The sequence below is a fragment of the Wolbachia endosymbiont (group A) of Campoletis raptor genome (assembly GCF_964026755.1).
In the GTDB taxonomy this organism is placed as follows: Bacteria; Pseudomonadota; Alphaproteobacteria; order Rickettsiales; family Anaplasmataceae; genus Wolbachia; species Wolbachia pipientis.
Genome location: NZ_OZ034695.1, coordinates 973,233 through 995,148, shown reverse-complemented (window position 1 = coordinate 995,148; position 21,916 = coordinate 973,233). Strand labels below are relative to the sequence as shown.

The 21,916-nt window shown below is 34.8% G+C and carries 21 protein-coding genes and 3 pseudogenes; 1 reads left to right on the top strand and 23 read right to left on the bottom strand.

Features of this window, described 5'->3' with window-relative positions; genetic code table 11:
- Positions 1–67: 67 nt before the first annotated feature.
- From AAGD74_RS05030 to AAGD74_RS04990, 9 genes and pseudogenes are all read right to left on the bottom strand, one after another.
- A pseudogene (locus tag AAGD74_RS05030) lies at positions 68–900 on the bottom strand (IS5 family transposase).
- 341 nt (positions 901–1,241) lie between these two features.
- Positions 1,242–1,460, bottom strand: coding sequence for a hypothetical protein (locus AAGD74_RS05025; protein WP_338482374.1), 219 nt, complete (start codon positions 1,458–1,460; stop codon positions 1,242–1,244).
- Between the two features lie 135 nt (positions 1,461–1,595).
- Positions 1,596–3,512, bottom strand: a complete 1,917-nt coding sequence (locus AAGD74_RS05020; RefSeq protein WP_341810578.1) for a hypothetical protein — start codon at positions 3,510–3,512, stop codon at positions 1,596–1,598.
- Positions 3,513–4,079: 567 nt separating this feature from the next.
- A complete protein-coding gene (locus AAGD74_RS05015) occupies positions 4,080–6,224 on the bottom strand; it encodes a hypothetical protein (RefSeq protein ID WP_341810577.1) in 2,145 nt (714 codons plus the stop codon).
- On the bottom strand, positions 6,224–8,194 hold the full coding sequence (locus AAGD74_RS05010; RefSeq protein WP_341810576.1) for a hypothetical protein: 1,971 nt from the start codon (positions 8,192–8,194) through the stop codon (positions 6,224–6,226). Before AAGD74_RS05010 ends, AAGD74_RS05015 begins: the two co-directional genes overlap by 1 nt.
- A gap of 141 nt (positions 8,195–8,335) precedes the next feature.
- The gene (locus tag AAGD74_RS05005) at positions 8,336–9,820 is read right to left on the bottom strand and encodes a recombinase family protein (RefSeq protein ID WP_338976678.1); all 1,485 of its coding nucleotides are present in this window, start codon (positions 9,818–9,820) and stop codon (positions 8,336–8,338) included.
- A 2-nt stretch (positions 9,821–9,822) separates the two neighbouring features.
- The gene (locus tag AAGD74_RS05000) at positions 9,823–10,254 is read right to left on the bottom strand and encodes a DUF2924 domain-containing protein (protein ID WP_338482363.1); all 432 of its coding nucleotides are present in this window, start codon (positions 10,252–10,254) and stop codon (positions 9,823–9,825) included.
- 4 nt (positions 10,255–10,258) lie between these two features.
- A complete protein-coding gene (locus AAGD74_RS04995) occupies positions 10,259–10,720 on the bottom strand; it encodes an ankyrin repeat domain-containing protein (protein WP_341810575.1) in 462 nt (153 codons plus the stop codon).
- Positions 10,721–10,758: 38 nt separating this feature from the next.
- On the bottom strand, positions 10,759–11,469 hold the full coding sequence (locus tag AAGD74_RS04990) for an ankyrin repeat domain-containing protein (RefSeq protein WP_236515047.1): 711 nt from the start codon (positions 11,467–11,469) through the stop codon (positions 10,759–10,761).
- Between the two features lie 142 nt (positions 11,470–11,611).
- Here AAGD74_RS04990 and AAGD74_RS04985 point away from each other — a divergent pair.
- Positions 11,612–12,444, top strand: a protein-coding gene (locus AAGD74_RS04985) for an IS5-like element ISWpi1 family transposase (RefSeq protein ID WP_338482219.1) whose coding sequence is annotated in 2 segments (ribosomal slippage) — positions 11,612–11,981 and positions 11,981–12,444 — 834 coding nt in all. Because the reading frame shifts where the segments join, the coding sequence is not laid out codon by codon here.
- Between the two features lie 112 nt (positions 12,445–12,556).
- On the opposite strand, the gene AAGD74_RS04980 is transcribed toward AAGD74_RS04985, so the two are convergent.
- The 14 genes and pseudogenes from AAGD74_RS04980 to AAGD74_RS04915 all read right to left on the bottom strand — a co-directional run bounded on the left by AAGD74_RS04980 (position 12,557) and on the right by AAGD74_RS04915 (position 21,912).
- Positions 12,557–13,717, bottom strand: coding sequence for a phage tail protein (locus AAGD74_RS04980; RefSeq protein WP_338482366.1), 1,161 nt, complete (start codon positions 13,715–13,717; stop codon positions 12,557–12,559).
- A pseudogene (locus AAGD74_RS04975) lies at positions 13,717–13,977 on the bottom strand (baseplate assembly protein J); the annotation flags it as partial. The pseudogene AAGD74_RS04975 and the gene AAGD74_RS04980, both read right to left, overlap by 1 nt.
- Before the next feature lie 21 nt (positions 13,978–13,998).
- On the bottom strand, positions 13,999–15,381 hold the full coding sequence (locus tag AAGD74_RS04970) for an IS66-like element ISWen3 family transposase (RefSeq protein WP_341810574.1): 1,383 nt from the start codon (positions 15,379–15,381) through the stop codon (positions 13,999–14,001).
- 77 nt (positions 15,382–15,458) lie between these two features.
- Positions 15,459–15,992 (bottom strand): annotated as a pseudogene (locus AAGD74_RS04965) (baseplate J/gp47 family protein); the annotation flags it as partial.
- A gap of 2 nt (positions 15,993–15,994) precedes the next feature.
- Complete coding sequence (locus AAGD74_RS04960) at positions 15,995–16,330, bottom strand: GPW/gp25 family protein (protein ID WP_338482368.1); 336 nt, start codon at positions 16,328–16,330, stop codon at positions 15,995–15,997.
- 7 nt (positions 16,331–16,337) lie between these two features.
- The gene (locus tag AAGD74_RS04955; RefSeq protein ID WP_338482369.1) at positions 16,338–17,375 is read right to left on the bottom strand and encodes a YhcG family protein; all 1,038 of its coding nucleotides are present in this window, start codon (positions 17,373–17,375) and stop codon (positions 16,338–16,340) included.
- A 29-nt stretch (positions 17,376–17,404) separates the two neighbouring features.
- Positions 17,405–17,659: a PAAR domain-containing protein gene (locus tag AAGD74_RS04950; protein ID WP_019236415.1), complete on the bottom strand. Its 255-nt coding sequence runs from the start codon at positions 17,657–17,659 to the stop codon at positions 17,405–17,407.
- Positions 17,660–18,124: a phage baseplate assembly protein V gene (locus AAGD74_RS04945; RefSeq protein ID WP_338482370.1), complete on the bottom strand. Its 465-nt coding sequence runs from the start codon at positions 18,122–18,124 to the stop codon at positions 17,660–17,662.
- Entirely contained in the window at positions 18,111–18,590 is a 480-nt protein-coding gene (locus AAGD74_RS04940) for a hypothetical protein (protein WP_264377062.1), read from the bottom strand. The genes AAGD74_RS04945 and AAGD74_RS04940 overlap by 14 nt, the downstream gene beginning before the upstream one ends.
- Entirely contained in the window at positions 18,587–19,078 is a 492-nt protein-coding gene (locus AAGD74_RS04935) for a phage tail protein (protein ID WP_410529911.1), read from the bottom strand. Before AAGD74_RS04935 ends, AAGD74_RS04940 begins: the two co-directional genes overlap by 4 nt.
- 19 nt (positions 19,079–19,097) lie before the next feature.
- The gene (locus AAGD74_RS04930; RefSeq protein WP_264377060.1) at positions 19,098–19,409 is read right to left on the bottom strand and encodes a hypothetical protein; all 312 of its coding nucleotides are present in this window, start codon (positions 19,407–19,409) and stop codon (positions 19,098–19,100) included.
- A complete protein-coding gene (locus tag AAGD74_RS04925; RefSeq protein WP_338482372.1) occupies positions 19,409–20,413 on the bottom strand; it encodes a major capsid protein in 1,005 nt (334 codons plus the stop codon). Before AAGD74_RS04925 ends, AAGD74_RS04930 begins: the two co-directional genes overlap by 1 nt.
- 44 nt (positions 20,414–20,457) lie before the next feature.
- The gene (locus AAGD74_RS04920; protein WP_264377324.1) at positions 20,458–20,817 is read right to left on the bottom strand and encodes a head decoration protein; all 360 of its coding nucleotides are present in this window, start codon (positions 20,815–20,817) and stop codon (positions 20,458–20,460) included.
- A 69-nt stretch (positions 20,818–20,886) separates the two neighbouring features.
- Entirely contained in the window at positions 20,887–21,912 is a 1,026-nt protein-coding gene (locus AAGD74_RS04915) for a S49 family peptidase (protein WP_341810573.1), read from the bottom strand.
- Positions 21,913–21,916: the final 4 nt, after the last annotated feature.

The window sequence follows — 21,916 nt, the reverse complement described above, 5'->3', positions numbered from 1 at the left end:
AGCAGTACTCAGAGTATGTTTATTCCCAAGATCTTAGTAGTCAGAGGTTGTCCGGAAACTAGTAAATTCAAGCATATTCCCTCTTTAACATAACCCTACTCATAGCTAGGTATATGAAATTCTCAGTGGATGTTGTGAGTAAATCATACTCCTTCGATAGCCTTCTATTCCTATTAACCCAAGCAAAAGTCCTTTCTACAACCCATCTTCTTGGCTGTACTTTAAACCCTTGTTCTCTTGTTGGTAGTAGCTCAGGTGGCGTATCTTTGTGCACCCAAAATCTACATGGAGGCCTTGTAACAATTTCAATATCTATGTCATATTCTTCCTTTATGTGATTCTTTAAATTTCTTCCTTGGTATCCCATGTCAGCCCACATTTTTTTAACTTTAGTATATTTTGTTCTCATATTGTTTAATGCTATTTTAATACCATCTCTATCATTTTCGTTAGCAGCGCCTACGTAACAACCTAGTATAAAACCCTGAGTGTCTGTAATTATATGCCTTTTTCTACCCTTTACTTTTTTACTTCCATCATAGCCTTTGATCCCCCCTTTTCTGTAGTCTTTACAGATTGACTATCTACTATACAGGCACTCGGCTGCTCATTCCTTCCTATTTTTCTTCTACTATATTTTGTAATTTCATAATTCATTTTCTCAAAAATTCCCTGCTTCTTCCATTGCCTGAACTGCTCATACACAGTCTTCCATAGCGGAAAATCATTTGGTAAATACCGCCATTGACACCCTGTACGCAATACATAGAAAATTGCTTCTAATATTTCTCTTTTGCTATACTTTGGCGGCCTTCCTCCTTTCTTGTATGATACTCTGAAGTGTTTTTCTATTCTTGCCCATTCCCTTTCGCTTAGATCTGTTGGATACTTTTTTCTCATCCTTACCCCGTACTAAAATTTCAGATATTATAGCCTTTTACTTGTTTCCGGACAACCTCTAAGTATAAGTAAAGAATGGATATGACACTGATTATCTGACACAGGAGGATCCAGTAGTTTAAAAATACGATCGCTATCACCTTGTTTCATAGCATCAAATATAAGTTGCTGACACATGTCTAAAACTTCGGAAAATTTCTTGACAACAACATTTCTGTCCGAACATGAAAAATGCATAATACCCCCCCTGGAGACTTTACAATGAAGACCACATTAGACTTTAGTTATTTGAAATTTTGAGTAACGGAATCAAAAATACGACCCCAGCTTCTACTTTGAAGCTACCAGGTGGTGCAATCTTTTGAACTTTTCAGCAACTCTTCAAGGTTATTCTTTTCTTCTAAAAATGCAAATGGACCCCTTAGTAACGGAGCCTGACTTTTACTGCTTAGACTCAAAACCCCTTTAGATGATCTACTTATTAACATACCAGCGACTACCTTAAACTTACCATCATGATAGCCTAAAAAATCAGCAAAGCAAGCATTTTTTTGTAACAAATAACACTATCTTGATCGGTATATATTTTCATACTTTTTATCATTAAATTAATAATATAGTCACTTTTACTTAATTAAAAATAACAAGCGCGAGAACTGTTCGTTTTGGAATCGGCCGGTCTAGCAAAAATTACATTACCAATTCCAAGAAAGCGGAGCATTTGGATCATCTGGAATTTCATAAAAAGGCAGCCTATCAATTAACAGACTTTCTTCATCTCTACTAAGATCTCTTTTTACAGTATTGCAAAAATCTCTATTGCTCCCAAAATTAGCTGTTACTGCAGTCCTTAAATCTTGATTTCCTGCCACAGCTTCCTGAAAGCTGCTGTTATTGGCAAGATGAGTTTCCAGCACAGGTTTTGCGTCATTACCAAATTTGTTTTTCACATTCAGAATAGCTTGTCCCAATTTATTTGTGTTGCTACTAATTAATTTTTCTGCCACTCCTTCCTGCAAAACACGACTACCTGCTAAGATCTCTCTATTTTCATTATCCTTCACAACCGCTTTCCCTATTTCATCTACCTTGGTATTCAAAAGGTGCTGAGTTACGTTATTGACTAACGTCTTCGACTCATCTATATTATCGCCTAAGCCACTTGCGTTAAACAAATATTCAGCTAATTTTTCAGGGCTAACCTTCCCTTCAGTAATTCTTTTTGCTTCACCTTTCTCTATGTTGCCAGCATTGAATAACAACTCAGCTAACCTAGAAGTGCTGGCATTTTTTATTATATCTTCAATAAAGCTCTTTTGATCCCACTGATGATTCTCTGCTAGTGCATTCTTAGCATCGTTAAATACTAGTTCAGAAATCTTATACGAGCTAACTTTATCTTCGGCAATCTTTTTGGCTGCAAGTTGATCTACGTTACTTTTATTAAAAAGCAACTCAGCGAGTTTTATTGGATCAGCTTTATTTATAAAATCCTGCGAATTAAGATTTATTTTATTAGCAACATGAGTAGCAAGATTTTGACCAGTGCTATCAGTTATATCAAGTACTGTTTTTCCCAATATATCTTTATTTTCATCAGTAAGTAGCTGTACAGCGACTTCCTCAATTGATGGGCTTTTTCCATCCCTACCTGCCGGACCTTGAGGACCATCTGCACCTTTTGATCCCTGCATCCCCTTGTCTCCTAAAAAAGCTTTTGCTATCTTACCATCATAAGCATTTTCGTTATCAGCAGTTTGATCAAGAAATCTGCCTAATTTTTCCACTAAAATTGATTTCTTTTTCCCATCTCCTATATCCTCTGTTGCATCAAGTATTTTTTTCGTGAATTCTAAAATTTTTATATTAGAGCCATCAGCTTTAGCAAAATTACCCTTCTCTGCCAAAAAATCTTTTGCTGTTTTATTATCACCATATATTTCATATTCTTCATTAAGAAGCTCCCCTAATGTATTAACTAAAATTGAAGTTGCATCGGGTTCATGTTTATAAAATAATTCACTTGCTAATCTATTGATTCCATCACTGTTACAAGAAATAAATCCTCTATCTGTATCTTCCTTAGTATATACATTTTCAACATCAACCTTTTTATTTAATCCTTCATCTACTTCTTCCTTAGTATATACATTTTCAACATCAACCTTTTTATTTAACCCTTCATCTACTTCTTCCTTAGTATATACATTTTCAACATTAGCCTTTTTATTTAAGTAAACATGCAGAATATCTCGCCTAGGAAATGCATTATCTAGTATCAAGTTAGAGATTCTATCACCCTTATCAAAATCTTTTGCATAAAATATCGCCTCCACTATGGACTTTTCTGCTAACTTCTCTTCAAGTACTGTATGTTCATCATTGTTAGTACTTTTCATATCAAGTAGACTTTTAAAAGCTGCCGCTAAACCTTCTACTTTATGGCTTATTTCATCTTGACCATTTTGTTTATATTTTAATTCCAGACTACCATTGCTTGCATCTAAAGTATACTTATTACCTTTCTCATCACTCAAGGTTATAATTTTAACATTTTCCAAATTTGATATTGATGTGCCGTGATTATCTTTAAACTCTACATTAGGTGTCATATCACTTCATATTAATTAAAACGAAAGGATACGCAAAAAAATATATTTTTTTATTAATACATGATGCAAAAAGAGCTTTATTCTATTTTAAATATAGAATTGCAATGAATTTTCCTTTTATTTCCAAATAAACTAATTTTCACTCTTTAACATTAATTACCACTAACTCAAATAACACAACCATTTCCAGCATTCAAAACCAAGGGTCGTGAGAAGAGTTTGTTTTGGGATGGATTGGACTACCACACGTACCGTTCGAACTTTTTTATATGGTGATTTCATTATACGCTAAAACTAGCTATATTGGCTCATTTCATCCATATCTACATACGAACTGTTTTGCCTAAGTTTATGGAAATAATTTTAATCTTCTATTTTTATAACCTTATTTTTACGCGGCTTGTTCTCACAAATATACGACCTTTTTTGCAATTTTAGAAAGAGTCAATAATTGAATTTTTTGTGATGCTAAATGAGAGAACTTTTTGAAAATATTCTACCAATAAAAAAGCTTGTATCTCCTACCTAGTGCTCTCCCTTGCATACTTGAAAAAACTCTCAAAAAACTTATACACTAGCCCCACTGCCTTTCCTAACTCCTGCGCTTGCACCTTGGCTGAGATTTACATTATCCAAAGCAGTACCTGGGTCGACTCCCATTCTTCTTAACATCTCTTCAAGTCTAGCTGCTCTTTGAGCCTCTTGTTCTGCCGTTTGCTCTGCCCTTTGTCTTGCTTGAGCCTCTTGTTCTGCCCTTTGCTCTAATGCTCTAATTCTAACTTCTATTTCTTCTATGCGCCTCCTTATATCGTTTGATTCCTCTATTGCTTTTTTTGTTCTTTTCTTTTCTTTTTCAAAAAAGGTTTCTTTTTTCTCAAACTTTCCTTCAAGCAAATCTGTTAACTGATTTAGCACAAAAACTGATATATTTCCTATTTCTCTCCTTTTTGGATTGCCGCTGTTGTAATACTGACCTACTACCTTTTGTAACCCTTTGCCATTTTCCTTATTATAATAATAATTTACCATCAGGTCTGCAAATTTGAATAATTCCTGACACGAGAGCTTTTTTATATACTCCTTACTTATTTCAGTAAATTCAGTTTCATCTGCTCCTAACACAAATTTCTGTTGCTCAAAAAAATTACCATTGAATCTACCACTCAAACGGAAACAACTCTCTATATTTTCGCACAACTTGATTATCAATTTGCAGTACGCATTTACTAAATCAGCATACTCCAATATTGGCTCTACAAATACTTCATCAGGTTGTACTTTATCTTTCTTGTGACTCTTCAATATTTTGTATTGTGCTTCACCCTCTTGTAATAACTTACCCACTTCTAACTTTATTATCTCCAACTCTTTAGAATCTTTACACTCCTTACTTAGCGATTTTAGATTTTCTACCCAAATCTCTTCATAGAATTTTTGATACTCTTCATTACGTCGTTCAAATTTCTTTCTTATCTCTTTTGTTGAGTCAAGAATATTTCTTGCTTCTCTTATAGACATTTCCTTATTAAGTATCTTTTTCACAAAACCTAAGTTATTTTTTAATGGCTGTATATAGTGTTCTCTTACTTCTTCCAAATATTGATTCCTTGATTCCATTAACCTTCCTTCTTCCCAATACGCTATATAATGCAACTTATTACATGCAGCTATATTGATTATCTTAAATAAATCTTGACCGCTATTAATTAGATTGACTGAAATTTCTCCAAATAATCTATATATGTAACCATACCCTTGCTTTTCTTTCATTACATAATCATGTACATTATTTAGTGCTTTCAGTACTGCATTAATTCTCTGTTGCATACTATTTGTATTTTGTATACCTGTTTGCACATCTGGATGATACTTTAACGACAGTCTCTTAACATCATTAATTCTATCCTTAGCATCTCTATTATGTTCTTCTTTACTCTTTTTACCCGCTTCTACATCTTTCAGGCTTATATCAAGATTCATCAGTAACCATTTTAATTCAAATGATTCCAGTGCTTCATTTAAAGTGGTATTAGAATCATTATAAATGTCATTACTTAAAATAACTGACCTAATCAGATTACTAAACTTATCTGTTATTGCTAGCGTTCCTACTTCTGCAGTATTTCTACCAGTAAGATAAGAAGAACCTGCAGCTATTATCCCTGCTATACCCATTGTTACTCCTGCCCCTAATGTCGTATTTTCTACTCCTAACGCTGTAGCTACCCCTCCTAATACTTTTTTTCCTACATTTAGCATACATCCCTCCTTTGTTAGCTGTTGATAATTATAAACATATCCATATTTAACAATATACCATTGATGTACTATCACATTTGTAAATACACTAAGCACTAATCTCTGCAAAAAAGAGTAGCTATCGTAATTTATCGCTCTTTCACACTGTTCTTTAGTTAGCTCAACATCTTTGATTTTTTTGCTCCATGGCCACCACCAATAAACTCTCATTTCACCAAATGCTTCAAGTAACATCAGGTATTCATTTTCTGATACCTCACCATTTTTATTCTTTTGTAGTAGCACCTTAGAATCAAAACCCTTTTGTTTGCACAGATACTCAAATAAACTAGGACCAAACTCCCATAAAAGTACCCGATATTTCCTATGCTCAGAAAATCGCCTAATTATATTGTTTTGCCACACAGATAAACTAACACTACCAAATGTATATTCAGGAAAAATTGGTTCCATTAATTTCTTCCAATTCCTGCACTTGCACCTTGGCTTACATTTACATCATCCAAAGCAGTATCTGGATCGACTCCCATTCTTCTTAACATCTCTTCAAGTTTTGCTACTCTTTGGGCATTTTGTTCTGCCCTTTGCTCTGATGCTCTCTCCCTAGCTCCTGATTCTGCTAGTCTTATACTCTCCTCATGTCTCTCTGCTTTTTCCACCTCTTCAAACTTGTTTTTTGACCATTCTCCTACATCTGTACGGTAATCAGGTCCTGTTAATATTCCCTCCCACGCTGGACTCCAGGTTATTGTACGGGAAATATATCTACATAACCTAGCAATATACATTGATTTAGGAAGGTCATTATAATCATATAAAAGCGTGAGAAAGTTCTTATACAACTTCTTCAGATATGGATTATTAGATTTTCTTGCTTCCTCTTCTATCTCACTTATATAATCCACTATTACTCTATCACATCCTGTTCTTATTGCTAAGTAACCAACCTCAATACACTCATAAAGTTTGGCATATGCCTCTTCACGATCTTTCTCAGATGGCTCAGCTTTACCTACAAAAAATTCTATAATTGAACCAAAAAATGAAGTATTACGAGTATTAATATTTTCTACGCAAGTTTTCAGTAGACTCATAAACTCTCTTTCACCCTGGCCACCTATCTCATTTAGTAATGGCACCTTCTCCCCACTTTTTACAAAAGACCCGTCCTCAGAAGGAGTTTCTGATACTAGCTTAAGTAAATCTACTTCTTCCTTTCCTATAATCGAAAAATCAAATAGCAATTTATGAACCTTTCTCATTACTGTAAAAATCGATTTATCTATTAGAGCTTTATATTCTCCCCCCAATCCTTGCAACCTCTCCTTTGTTGTAATTGATTGATTTGTGTTCGGATCTATAACACAACTTGCTAATAAAGATGCACCATTGACTATCAACACGCTTATGATATGCATACTAGGTTGATCTTTATCAGCAGCATATCCCATATACTCTTTCAAAAGTTCATGCCTATTGTTTTTCTTTACCTCTTCCTTTATTCTTTCTTTTATTATTCCAGTCTTTTGCGTCTTATCTCCTTCCATGTTGTTAAATTCTTGATATAAAGGATGATGTCCTTCTTCAATTGCAGCATTAAGTACGTTATCAATTAGTTTATCATAAACTTCCTCAATAAATTCACCATTACGTATTCCATTCACTACTTCTTTACTAATACTGGTTAATATCGACCTTAATTTATCATCACCATCCCTTAAACCATCAAGCTTTTTTACTAGTGATTCATTACCTTCATACAACAGACGAATTGCCTGACCATTTCTAATTCTCAACTGATATTCTTGAGTAATCTTTGCATACATATCACCATATACTTTATTATAATGATCGGATACATCTAACTTTAATACTGGCTGCAAAGCAAGATTGCTCTTAAACGCTTCAGTAATTTCCTTTAAACACTTATTTCCTTCTGTATAATCATCGCCATCATAAGAGTAAACAAATCTTCCTGCTGGATCAAACATGCCTTGTACGTTGAATACTTGATATTTATTTTCTACAGTTTCATGCTTAAAACCCTTATATCTTTCTAGTATTTCCCGCTCCACATTTTCTAATTCTTTATTTACTTTTTCTACATCATAATTACTTGCTCTTACATCTAAAAGTTCATCAGGCTGTGCAATGTTACTTCTGGTCGGTAACCTGCCATGTATAAGACGGCCGAAGTTTTTGTCTAAAACTTGTTTTTGTGCAGCAATTATATTAATAGGCAACTGATATTTTAAAGTTTGAGTTATTCCAATAACTTTATAAGAAAGTATGGAGTGAGTAAGCCAATCTTCCCATAATTGACAATATTTAGTGCTCAATAATATCTGCGGTAACTTAGGATCATTTCTATCTATCGCTGCTTTTACCTGTTCACTAAATTGCTTGTCAAAAAAATTAGGCATACTACCTCTCTAGCTATACAATAAGCATACCTTAACTATCATTAAACCACAAATCAACAACTTTTTTTTTGCATAAATTTTTAATAAACAGAAGTATTTTCTTTTTTTGATTGTCATTTCTTCTTGTTACTTTTATAAATGTTACGAAGCTAAACCGTAAAATTTCTCCAATTGTTCACTCCATAACATCGGTATTTCCCTTAAGTCAGATAGCTTCAAACCTCTCGGTTGTTTCCCATTTACTATGTCTTCTTTAATCTTCGGAGCTAAATAATTCAGCCTCAAAATTTGCTGTATACGTCTTGTACCTACGTTTATTTTCTTACTCAGCTCTTTCACACTTCTATATTTTCCCTCTTCCAATTGACGTTTCCACAAATGAGCTCTCACCACTGCTTTGAGTAACGCATTATTTGTTTTCCCTTCTGGTTCTACTACCGTGCATTTGTTTCCTTTCTTTTTTATTGGTATAAATTCCACCTTATCCTCTGAACTCAGCTCTATTCCATCTTCTCTTATCATTACTCCTTTTATTAACTTTTTCACTACTTCTTTCTGCTTTCCAAAACTTAAATTTTTCCATTCTTCCGCTTTTTCTTCCCATTTTTCATATATCTGCTCCGCTTTCCTCATCACTTCTTTTTCCACTTCTCCAGCAACTATTGTTCGATTTACTGATTCACAATTCTTTCCCCTTAAATGGTTATTGCACACATAATATCGATATCTTTTATTCTCTTTTTTTGCATACGTCAGCGTCATATTTACATCACAGCTCTTGCACTTAATGACTCCCCTAAGCAACGCTTCCTCATATTTTGCTTTTCTATACGGCTGATTCTTTATCAATTCTTGTGCTTTTTGCCATTTTTCTTCCTCTATTATTGCCTCATGCTTTCCCTCATACTCTTTCTCATAATGCCGTATTTTTCCCATATATATTGGATTTGTTATTATTCTTCTCACCGTCGCCTTTTTAAATGTATCTGCTTTCGTTCTGTAACCTTGACTATTTAGCTCCCTTGCCAACTCTGCCATTGACTTCAGCTCTATATACCTCTCAAATATATGTTTTACCAACTTTGCTTCTTTCTCATTTATTATTAATTCTTTATCCTTTACATCATATCCAAGCGGTAAAGTTCCACCCATCCATAATCCTTGCTCTTTTGATGTTGCTATTTTATTTTTTACTCTCTCTACTATCATCTCTCTTTCTAATTGTGCTGCTCCTGATAACACCGTTTGTACGAACTTTCCCATTGGCGTATTATTGTCAAATATCTGCGTTACTGCTACAAAATTTACTCGATGCCTTCTAAAAAATGATGTTACTTCAATGCTGTCTTTTGTTTCTCTTGATAGCCTATCCAGAGTATATACCACTACACAATCTACTTCTCCTTTTTTTACATCTTCAAATAATTCCTTTATTGCTGGTCTTTCTAAGTTTTTTCCTGAATAGCCTCCATCATCGTACCTTTTAGCCAATGCTACCCAGCCCTCTCTGCTCTTTATGTACTTCTCACATGCTACTCGCTGCGCATCAAGACTGTTAAACTTTTGTTCTAGACCATCTTCATTTGATTTTCTCGTATATATCACACATCTTACTTCTTTTAGCATTTTCAACTTCCCTTTTGATCACGCATCCCAAATAATAAAGGTCCGTTGTAGCTCATTCCCATTATTTTTCCTGCCACTGCTGACAATGACGTATAAAACTCTTCTTTGTAGATTAAACCCTTGTCTGTTACCATTACTGCATGCGTCTCTTCTCCTCTCTCTAGTATTAATTCTGTCCCTTCTACTGGTAATTTATCACTACTTATTCTTTTTCCCTTCTCTAGCCGATCTGCCAGATACTCTAGTCTTTTTGTCCCCTTTCTTGACATTTCTCCATATACTTTTTCCTGCATTCTATAAGCTAATCTTGGTATCAGATATTTCTTTGAGTATCTAGGTGCTTCTTCCACAAATACCTTCTTCCATATTTTTCTCAGCTCATCCAAAGGTTTTCTCTCTAAATTCATTACTTTCTTTTCTGTTTCTTCCTCCATATTTTTAGCCTTTCATAAATAACTTTTCAATTCTGTCTGTTTCTTTCTTTAATACCTCGGTTATCTTTTTGCTATTTTTAGCATAATCCATCGCTGTCATTCCAAATTTATCTGCTTGCTCTATTTCAGCCTCTGCTTCCACTAACTCTTTTACTATTTCCACTTTCCCCACCATACATGCAAGGTGCAATGGAGTGCATTTACTTCCATATTCCTCAGCATTTACATTCCCTCCTGATTTTATCAATTCTCTCACGGTTTCTAGATATTTCTCCGTTACCGCTAAGTGCAGTGCTGTGTATCCTTCTACATCTGCTGCATTCACATTCGCTCCTTTTTCGATTAATAACCTCACTGTTTTTGCGTCTACTGCATAATGTAGAACTGTTCTTCCATTCTCGTCTCTTTCATAAATATTTTTACTTGAGTTCTCTAATAGTGACTCCTCTTTTTCTTTTTTACTCATAATCTACCTCACCTTTTCTTTAAATTTTAACCCCTCTTTTAGGCCTTCTTTCTCACCACCTCATCTATCATTTCGTTCACTTGGCTCATTATCTTGCTTGCTAAATTTTGACATTCTTTCTTTATTAGCGATTTGTCTCTCTTCCTTATTTCTTCTATCTCTATTATTTTTAGCTCCGGCATATAGCTCCCATTTAGCATGTCTGCTATTTCTCCCACTATCCTCTCTATTCCATAGCAGGTCAGTTCTCTACTTTTTGTTACTCCACCTTTTTCTCTCAAAAATTTACTTGCCTTTTCACTTTCTTTACTATCACACAGAGAATACTTTTCACTTTCCCAGATGTAATACATTGGTGTTGCACCGTACTTATTCAGTTGATTAACTTCAGCTCCAGCCTTTACCAGCTCTTTTATTATTTCAACTCCTGCTCCTCCTATTTTGCACGCAGAGTGGAGTGGCGTACATCCAGTGACATATTGAGTGGCATTTACTTCTGCTCCCGACCTTAGCAGCACTTTTACATTTTCTAAACTCTTTGCGAATACTGCACAGTGTAGAGGTGTATAACCATTTTTATCTCTTGCATTTACCTCTGCTCCTTTTTTTATTAATAATCTCACTGTTTTGTAATCAGAGATTTCTACTGCTTGGTGTAATATCGTTTCTCCTTCTTCATTTCTTTTATTAATGTTTTTAAACCCGTTACTTGATACTTCTTTAAAAAACTTACTCTTGCTAAAACTCATTTCATACCTCACAAAATTAGCTTTTCTAGCGCTAGATAAATTTCTTATGTTTACCTGCTGCTATTCAAGTCATGTCCTTTTTAGAGGTTGTCCGGAAACAAGTAAAAGGCTATAATATCTGAAATTTTAGTACGGGGTAAAGATGAGAAAAAAGTATCCAACAGATCTAAGCGAAAGGGAATGGGCAAGAATAGAAAAACACTTCAGAGTATCATACAAGAAAGGAGGAAGGCCGCCAAAGTATAGCAAAAGAGAAATATTAGAAGCAATTTTCTATGTATTGCGTACAGGGTGTCAATGGCGGTATTTACCAAATGATTTTCCGCTATGGAAGACTGTGTATGAGCAGTTCAGGCAATGGAAGAAGCAGGGAATTTTTGAGAAAATGAATTATGAAATTACAAAATATAGTAGAAGAAAAATAGGAAGGAATGAGCAGCCGAGTGCCTGTATAGTAGATAGTCAATCTGTAAAGACTACAGAAAAGGGGGGATCAAAGGCTATGATGGAAGTAAAAAAGTAAAGGGTAGAAAAAGGCATATAATTACAGACACTCAGGGTTTTATACTAGGTTGTTACGTAGGCGCTGCTAACGAAAATGATAGAGATGGTATTAAAATAGCATTAAACAATATGAGAACAAAATATACTAAAGTTAAAAAAATGTGGGCTGACATGGGATACCAAGGAAGAAATTTAAAGAATCACACAAAGGAAGAATATGACATAGATATTGAAATTGTTACAAGGCCTCCATGTAGATTTTGGGTGCACAAAGATACGCCACCTGAGCTACTACCAACAAGAGAACAAGGGTTTAAAGTACAGCCAAGAAGATGGGTTGTAGAAAGGACTTTTGCTTGGGTTAATAGGAATAGAAGGCTATCGAAGGAGTATGATTTACTCACAACATCCACTGAGAATTTCATATACCTAGCTATGAGTAGGGTTATGTTAAAGAGGGAATATGCTTGAATTTACTAGTTTCCGGACAACCTCTTAGCATGAGAAAGCAAGTCTTTTTCTTTTTATTTCATACACTTTTACCTATTATTAATATAATATATGAGTATCTAAATATAAGTACTTAACTTATTAGAGATATTATTCGACTATCTTTCCAACTTCTGTGCAAATGTCGATGTTCATGCCACTTCAGTACTCCCGGATAAAATACTAAAATATGATTTTCTAATTCGTGTATTGAGTCTTTTTGCTCTGAATCTAAGTCGTTTTTATAGTAAATGTTGTGTTCTGCTAAAACATATTTTGTGATCTTTTGATCAGTATAATTTTCTACTTTATAATCATGGGTAACGCTAAACCTTTCTAAAATTGGTTTGTGTTTTAAATTCCAACGTTGCCCTGAAAGTTTATCGTTTCCCAATACAAATTTATTTCCTTCTTCTTCTATGCTACCAACCGGAAAGCACGCATTTGTTTCTCCTAAGTTCCAACTGTCCGATAATATAACTTGCGCTTTCGCAAACTTAATTGCCGGTAATAAGCTCTGTGGTAGCGGATATAGCGCTTTTAAGTTGTACCACAAATGATCTCTTTCATAGATGCCTTTATAATCCCTTGTGTGAGGCTCGGTTTCTCCAAGGATTGCTACATCTAGGCGATATATATCATTGCTTAAAGCTCGTTCATAATGATCGCGTAGATAGTTTTCTATAATCCTAATAACTGGACCACTAGACCTGAAAAAATTTACTCTTCCAAATGATAACACTGGTCCATCTTTTTCTATTTTTACCCCTGAATAATCAGAAAGAAGATCTCCAAATAAACTCTCATCCAATATAAATCTCTGCACATTATAATTATCGTTAAAAATCCTCATCAATCTGGATCTTACAGGCAGTGATAGTTTTGCCAGCTCTACTACTGCATCTACGAAGAAGTCATTTGGTACCTCTTTTATCCCTACTTGCAACTCAAAAAAGTGTTTACCGGGTGGTTCTTCGATGATTGTAATGTCTTCTATATTTGCCCACTTGAGTGCTATTTTAAGTGATTTAGGTGTTCCTCGCAGTCTTTGAAATTTTACTCCTTCTACTACTGCTTTTCTTCTATCTTTTACCCAGCGTAGTATTTCTTCTAAACCATATTCTTCTATTATCCACGGCAATGTTTCTTCTTCCAATCTAAATTTAAATCCTCTAATATAGCTTGGATCTACTTTATAATCTATCGCATCTACTAGCGCTTTCTCCTGGTTTGTTGCATTTGGTGGCAATAACATTACTCAACCTTTAACTTTCTTAATGCAGCGCACTCATTTCCTAGTACTACAACGTCCTCTTTTGGCTCTATTAATTCCACATTTTCTACACCATCTACAAATAGATTCGCTATTATCCATGATTTTGTAACATTCCATCCCAACCTTCTACTTGCCTCAAACTTCTCAATAAACTGCTTCTTGATTTCCTCCTTTGATATTATAGGACTTATACTCATTCTGCTGTGAATATCTATTTCCGTAATATTGCAACCTATCACGTATCCGTTCAGGAGAGTGGTTTAAGAAACAATAGATAGGAGATTTTGGAAAGGATTGAGACCCCTTTGTTTCCAAGTTAAGTATAATGAAATTATCCGCTCAAGGAATGTATTTCCCCGCTTTGATTGTGTAAAATATGAGTTTTTGCGATAAACGACATAATGCCGAATTTGCCGTTCAGCGTGGTTATTTGTCAGCGGAATATTTTCTGGGTCATCTAAAAATTTCCACATCATTCTTTCAGATCTCAGAACATTTTTTGCAACTCGAGAGGCTCCAATTGCTTCAGGTAAACGAGATATCTCCTTCAAGTAATACTTTGTACGTTTTCTTAATTTTCTGGCACGTCTGACAAACCTCAAAACATCTATCTCACTTTTTAGTAAAGCTTTTTTTAGTGCAAATAATTCAGTGGCCACGTTTCTCAAGTAACAACCCAGAACTTTAACTTCAATATTCCAACTATGTGCTAATCTTTCAAAATCTCTTGATAAATGTGCCCAACAGATTTGCCTGTTTTTATCGGCAAAATAATTGTATGCTGCATACCTGTCAGTTATTACCAAGCTATTGCGATTGCAGAATTTACTATTTTGTAAAACTTTCATTCCTCTTGACTCTGTAAATTTTACAAAACTTGCCGTATTGCTTGCAAACATCCAACACCAAGCGAGTTTACCTTTGTTATAATGGCTCGTTTCATCAATATGTAGAACTTTACTCCTACTTATCTCTTGTTCGATCTGCTCATACATTTTTTTGCATTTTGAAGCAACTCTATGTTCACTATTTGATATGCTACCGACGCTTATGTTCAAATTGAAGATATCATTTACGACACTCGCTATTTCGCGTTTTGAATTTTTGTAGAATCCGCTGAACGCTGCAATTATTGACTTAACCCTTGGACCAAATGTATCTGGCGTAACACCTTCTGGTAACTTGCTACTTCTTCTCTTTCCGCATCTCCGACAACGGCCATGTTCTAACTGATATTCCACTACATAAGGCTTGATTTCTGGAAGATCAACTTTCTGATGAATATATGGTTTTTCACATATTGCAATTTCTCCTCCGAATTCGCAAGTATTAGGCAACTCTATCTTTACTACTTTATCTGCATCCATGTTGGCGCGAAAACTTCCTTTATGACCAACCTGACCGCCAATATTCCTTTCGCTTTTCGGCTTATTCTTTTTTATTTTATACAACTCTTTGGAACTTGGTATTGATGAATTTTTTGAGCTTAAACCGAGTCTTTCTCTTAACTCAGCATTTTCTATCTTTAAAGCCTTATTTTCTGCTTTTAAACTTTCATTCTCTTTTTCCAATCTTTCTATTTTTGCTTCTAACCTTTCTATTTTTTGCTGTAAATTTTTGCAAAGTTCTAAAAGGTTTACCATATTATTTCACTTTTGCTCTATGATTATCTTTTTAGATCACCTTGTCTACCTTATTCTGCCACTCCGCTGAACGGATACCCTATCACTGTTACTGTATCTGTTAAAACCCTTATATCATCTCTAGTAACTTGCTTTCTTACAATTTCAAGTAGCTCTTCTAACACTATGCCAGTTTGTGTTGATAAGATTGAAATTTGTACTTTTCCTGGTATAGGTGATTCTACTAGTGCATCTTTTACTCTACTATCTGCTGACAGTGCATGATATTTATAATATTCCTTACTTCCTCCTGTTGACCAACCTGCTATTTTTGCTTTTACCCTCTTTCTAAATCTTTCATCCTCTTCTTCTTTTTCTCTCTCTACTCCATAAAATTCAGCCAAATTATCAAGATCTTCTCCCCTTGCAAATTTCAGTAAATTACTCTTTACTGCTTCGTTCATCCTTTGTCTGAGCAAAAGTTCTCGCCATGCTGCTACCTCCAGAATCTTTATTGCTGGATCGGATTCTACTAACGCTGAAAAGGTTTCATCTCTACACACTAACTCCTCCTTCATTCTGGAAAAGATTTCCTCATAGCTTAGTTTTTCAATAATATTAGATGTCTGCATTTCTAAACAACTATTCCACTAATACCTATGAATTTGCCTTCTGAAAGATACATACCTTCAAGTACAAGAGTCATTTTTCCTTCTTTAGCTTCAGCAATCTTTACTTTTTCTAACTTAAATCTCTTCTCAAATTTCCCCAGTGCTTCTGCTGTTGCTGCATAGATTTCCAAAGTTAAATCTCTATTTATTGGCTTATCTACTAATTCAAATAGTCTTGACCCATAATCTCTCCTCATTATTCTACTGTTAATAGGAGTGGTCAGTATATCAATTATCGATTGCTTTAAGTGCTCTATTCCCTCTAATTCTTTCCCTGTTTTAGCATCCATTCCTTTCATATATTTTTCATGGATTTGACTTAATACTTGCATGTTTTTCACGTGCTATAGAAATAGCCTTTCTCAACTTCTTTTCAAGAATTTCTTTAGAAGGAAGCTGTGTTAAATACTGTGCAACATGAATATTAGAGCCTTCGAGTTCAAGATATTCTATATCCTCTTGATCCTTATCAGCACATAAAATAATCCCTAACGGTTTTTCTTCACCTGCTTTTCGTTCATTTTTATCTAACCAATTTAAATACCATTCCATCTGTCCTTTATAAGCTGGTTCAAAGCGACCTATTTTTAGTTCTATTGCTATAAGGCGTTTTAATCCTCTGTGAAAAAATAGCAGGTCCAAATACCTGTCAGTTGTTTTAGTACTCATCCTTTTTTGACGTGTTACAAAACAAAAATCATTTCCAAACTCTTGTAAAAATTTTGTCAATTCATCCAAGATTGTATTTTCTAGATCAGTCTCACTATAACTTGATGGCAATTCCATGAAGCTAAGGAAGTATGGGTCATGAAAAATGAATTCTGGTGCTAACATATTTTCTTCACGTAAATTTTTTATACTCCTTCTTATAAACTCTTCAGTTTTTTTTGCTAGCGCTGTACGTTCATACAACATAGTATCGATTTTACTACGTAGTGCCCTAACACTCCACCTTTCAATACGACACATTTCTATATAATAATTACGCTTCAGCTCATCAGAAATTGCAATAATTTCTACAAAATGTGACCAACTCAATTGTTGTGACAGTGTCGCGACAATTTCTTGATCAGAAAAGAATTTAGAAAATTGCACCATACGAAATAATGACGCTCTATCAAAACCACGTCCATATTTAATCTGAAGTTCTTTTGCAAGTTGGGAGATGATTTGCTTCCCATAATCTGCACGTTTGTGCTTTAGGATATCTTGATCAATTCTAGAGCCAATTTCCCAGTTTAACAATACTAGAGTAGAATTGAATTGAACAGAAAGATGATTTTTTGCTCTATCTATTAAATTACTAATGTCTCCTAATAGGCTAGTAGTTATATCCATATTCATAACTTTATTTTTGATAAGTATAGCATATTTTATCCTGAAAAAATGTTACTGCTACCACTGATCACCTTGGAACCACAAGAAACCATATCACCAACTCTTCCCACTCCAAACCCATTTGCAAACACTGTTTTTGATCCTTCAGTTAATACTCTACCTTCTGTAAAATTATCTCCTTTTCGGCAAACTGGCTTACCATTTACAAAAACATTGTTACTGCCACTAACGCAAAAATGTAGTGTTGCTTCTGCACAATGATCTCCTACTCGCACAACCGATTTATTCATTTAATTAAGGTTTATTTTATCTGCCTTCAATTTTATTCCACTTTTTGTCATTTCTATTCTCGATCCCCCAGCTTTCAGTGTTATTTTGTCTACTACTTCAATCTCTAAATGATGCTTACCTTTATCATATGTAAACTTCGTCCCATCTTGAAATTTTATACTATTTATTTCTTTTTTATTCTCTGGTGCAGGATATTTTTCCTGATATATTCCTGCTAACACCACTCCTAATGATAGTTCACCAAGAGGAGAAAATACCATAACCTGTTCATCGATATCTGGCGGAGACCAATCTCTATCTTTTCCTGCTTTACTTGTTATCCACGGTAAATAATCTGTTAAAAATTCTCCTATTTTCACTCTTACTTTTGCTTTTTCATAATCTATTTCTTTTACAATTCCTATACGAATAACGTTTGCTAGCTTCCTATTCAGCTCTGAAATCGCAAAACTATGATCCAACATTTATATTTTCTACGTTTATTGTATGTGGTTTAATTTTCCCCTCTTCCCATACTGATTTACCTAAATGAAGCTGATGACTCCAATCAACCATCCACACCAAATATGCATCTAATTCGGGTCTAAATCCATCAGGCTCTGCAGAAAGAAATTCAGCCGGAGATACATTCTTTTCCCAGGTATTCTTGTTCACTACTCTTGCAACCTCAGCAGCTAATGTTCTGACAATAATAGGGGCATTTTCTATAGTACTATCAACTACTATTCTTGCCTCAAATCTTACCCTCAGAGCTAGTTCACCTGTTCCTGGATCACTTCCTTTTTCAAGACTACTAAGTTCTACTAATACCGCTGGTGCTAACAGTTCTTTTCTTATCGTCGGGTATACTTCGCATGTTTGTATAGTTAGGATTTCTTTCTTCAGTGTAGTACAAATTGCTTGATGTAAATCTATCCAGAACTTTGTCATACCTTTAAAATATAGTTTAGCTCATGCTTAAAGTATTTCTCAAACTCTCTCTCACTCTCATAATTAACAAGGTCTTTTATTATTCTTGAGCCTTCAGGTTCCAGTGGTAGCTTTACTTCTTGTATTGGCAATGCTGCTCTTCCTTCACGTTTAAACATACCGCTATTTCCTTTTGGCATAACTGCTGCAAATCCTCCTATAAACTCATGCTTTCCTACTTTCGACCCTCTTCTTGTTTTTTGTATTTTGCCAATTGCCGATGCTCTAATGTCATAGAGATTTGCTCTAATTAACACTTTTAATCTGCTAGTTTTCGCCTTAAAAATTCTTAATCTCTTTCTTATCAAACTTAATTTTATCTTCTTTTCCTCACTGATTTCCTTAGCTGCTTGCGCTTTTAACCATAGTGCTGTTCTATTTAGTGCTTTTATAGCTGCCAGTTTTACTTTCTGCTCTTTTCTGTCAATATTGGAGATTATTTCATTAATATTGTTACTAACTTTAATATTAAACACTTTCTATTGCCTCAATTTTCCATACTTCACCCGAAGAATCTTTTAACGGTGGTTCAAAAATCTTATAGAATCTTTTTTCAATCTTGATATAATCACCTATGCTAAAGGAAGTAACGTCCTTACTGCGTATCTCTATTGAGGCAATTTGCTGAGTTAATGCTCCATCTGCACCTAGAGAGTACGTAGTCTCAGGACGTTTTATTAGCACTTTTATTTTACGAATACTCTCCTTATTTTTATTACAATATATGGCTTCCACTCCTAAATGCTCAAAACAATCTTCCAATAATTTTCCTATATTCATCAACTAGAACTAATTTTTACCAAAACTGCCGGACGATGGCACATTGGCAGAGGGTTTGACTGCGTATGCAAATCAGTCCCTCTATCAAATCTTCTTGGCTCTTGTTTTGCATATAGTGGCTGTCCAAGAGTATTTACTGTTTCATTAAAATCTGCTGGTGCAAAATATGTTGTAAATGTGCTTGCTGTTCCTAGTGGAAAACAGTGTCCTGTATCTCTTTCTATAAACCTTCTTACGGTTCCTTCAGGATCAGTTGCTTGCCCTCTATATTCCTCAAACGTGATTCCACAAAACGTAAATCCTGATCTCATATCATTCCTTAGCGCTGCTCCTTCTTGCCATCTCTCGTATGCTTCTTTCACTTTACTATGCGAAGTTAATGCATCAAAAAACTCAGGGCTTACCAAGGCATGAACTCCTGTCATATATTCACCACTTAGATTATCTTCTATATGCCGGAGTACTTCCAGACACTTACGTTTTATATCTGTTGTTGCTGTTCCTAGTGCAAAATTTACTACTTTTGGTGTTATCTCAAATTCGTTGTACAGATTTAATAGTTCTGACCCGTCAGCATCTAAAATTATTCCTTTCAGCGCTCCCATTCGCAAATGTTCTAATGTTATCGCATGTTTGTTTCTCATTAGCTGCAAATGATCAGTTATTACATCTGCCAGCGCTTTAAGTTCACTCTCTGATCCAAATGCCCTTATTCCCTGTACTTCCTCTGGTAACACTACATCATCATGTGGAATATGTGGAATCGTAAATGTTCTTACTTTCCTCTTTCCACGTTTTCCCACTGTTGCTGGTGCTCCAGGTAACTGCGTTGGTAGTAAACTTAATACTCCATTTTGCTCTTCTATGGTAATATGTCTAAATCTTACTGACCTACTTGGAAATAAATTTAAATTTTCAACGCGACCGTAATTTATCGGCAATATATTCATCGCATTCGTTAGTGCCGTCATGCTAAATGCTGGATTTGTAAATGGATTTTGCATTTTTTCTTTTCCCCCTTTGTGTTTTTTTATTGTTTAATATAGCCTTAGACTGCTTTACGGATAATGATCCCTCGTCCTTCAAGTTGCTTTATTGCTGCAGCTTTTTGCTCTTCAGTGATACCTGCTGGCCATACAACTGCATGATCTGCTAGCATTGCTATACGTGTAATGATTACTGCTTTGGCATTTTCTGTCGCATTTACATCACTTGTTATTACACCTATTGCTCCATCTGTTGCAGTTGGATCTATTATCTTAATCATGTTATCTTTATCGAGAGCCACTACTGTACCAAGTTTAAGATTTTGTCCCTTTGCTACTGTTATCTGATCTCTTGAATATAGACTTGACACCTCATACTTTAATAGGTCACCCAGATTATTTTGTTCGCTTATACAACTCATAAATTTCTCTCTCCTTAACTGCTTACCGCCGCTTTTATCAATGCTATATACGGCGGTTATAAAAATACTTTAACCCCTACGACTTCTTGCTACCTGTATCATTAAATCTTCTCCTGAATTCTGTGGTATTGCACTCAGTATCTCTGTCTTTTTCGTTCTCTCTGCAAGTAATTCCATTAAAACTTCCCTGGCTTGCTCAACACTTACGCCCTGCTCAATAAATTCTCCTATCTTTTCTGGCATCTTTGATACATTACATAATCTTATTATCTCTAAAATTTCTCTACGACAGTTCTCGTAGCCTTCCTCAGTTAACTCATTAGTTGTCATACTAACACTCCTATGATTATTGATAAATTCAAAAAATGTTGTAACTCCATCTGCAAGACCTATTTCTACTGCTTTCTCCCCAAAATATAGACCTGCTTCTGTTGATCGAATCTTTTCAATTGAAAGACCTCTGTTCCTTGCTATTAGCTGCACAAACATTTCATATAGTCGACCTACTTCTTTTTGTAAGCTTTCTAAACTTTCAGACGTCATTGGCTCATGCGGATTTAAATCATTCTTTCGACTGCCAGCAAAGATTGTGGTGTATTTTATTCCCTGTTTTTCATCAAAACCACTTTGATCTATATGACTTGCTATTACTCCTATACTCCCAACTCCTGAAGTGCGGGTGAGAAAAATCTTTTCAGCGCTAGAGGCTATAGCGTACGCAGCAGAATATGCATCATCATTTGCTATTGCTATTATCCTCTTTTTTCCTCTTGCACTATAGATAAAATCAGCTAGGTCAAATACACCGTTTACTTCCCCTCCTGGACTGTCTATGTCAAGTAGAATCGTCTCTATGCTTTTATCTTCTAAAGCACTCTCTATCTCTTCATGAATATTTTCATACGAAGTCATGTCTAAAATATGATCAAAAGCTTCTGTTTTTTTTGTCAAAACTCCATAAATACGTATTATTGCTATTCCTTTTGGGTTTATATGAAAATACTTTAAATTCTTAAAGACAGGTTGTTTGCTGTTATATAATGATAGTAGTTCAAAGCTTCTTCTCTCTACCATTATTGGTTTATTTATCCACATCACC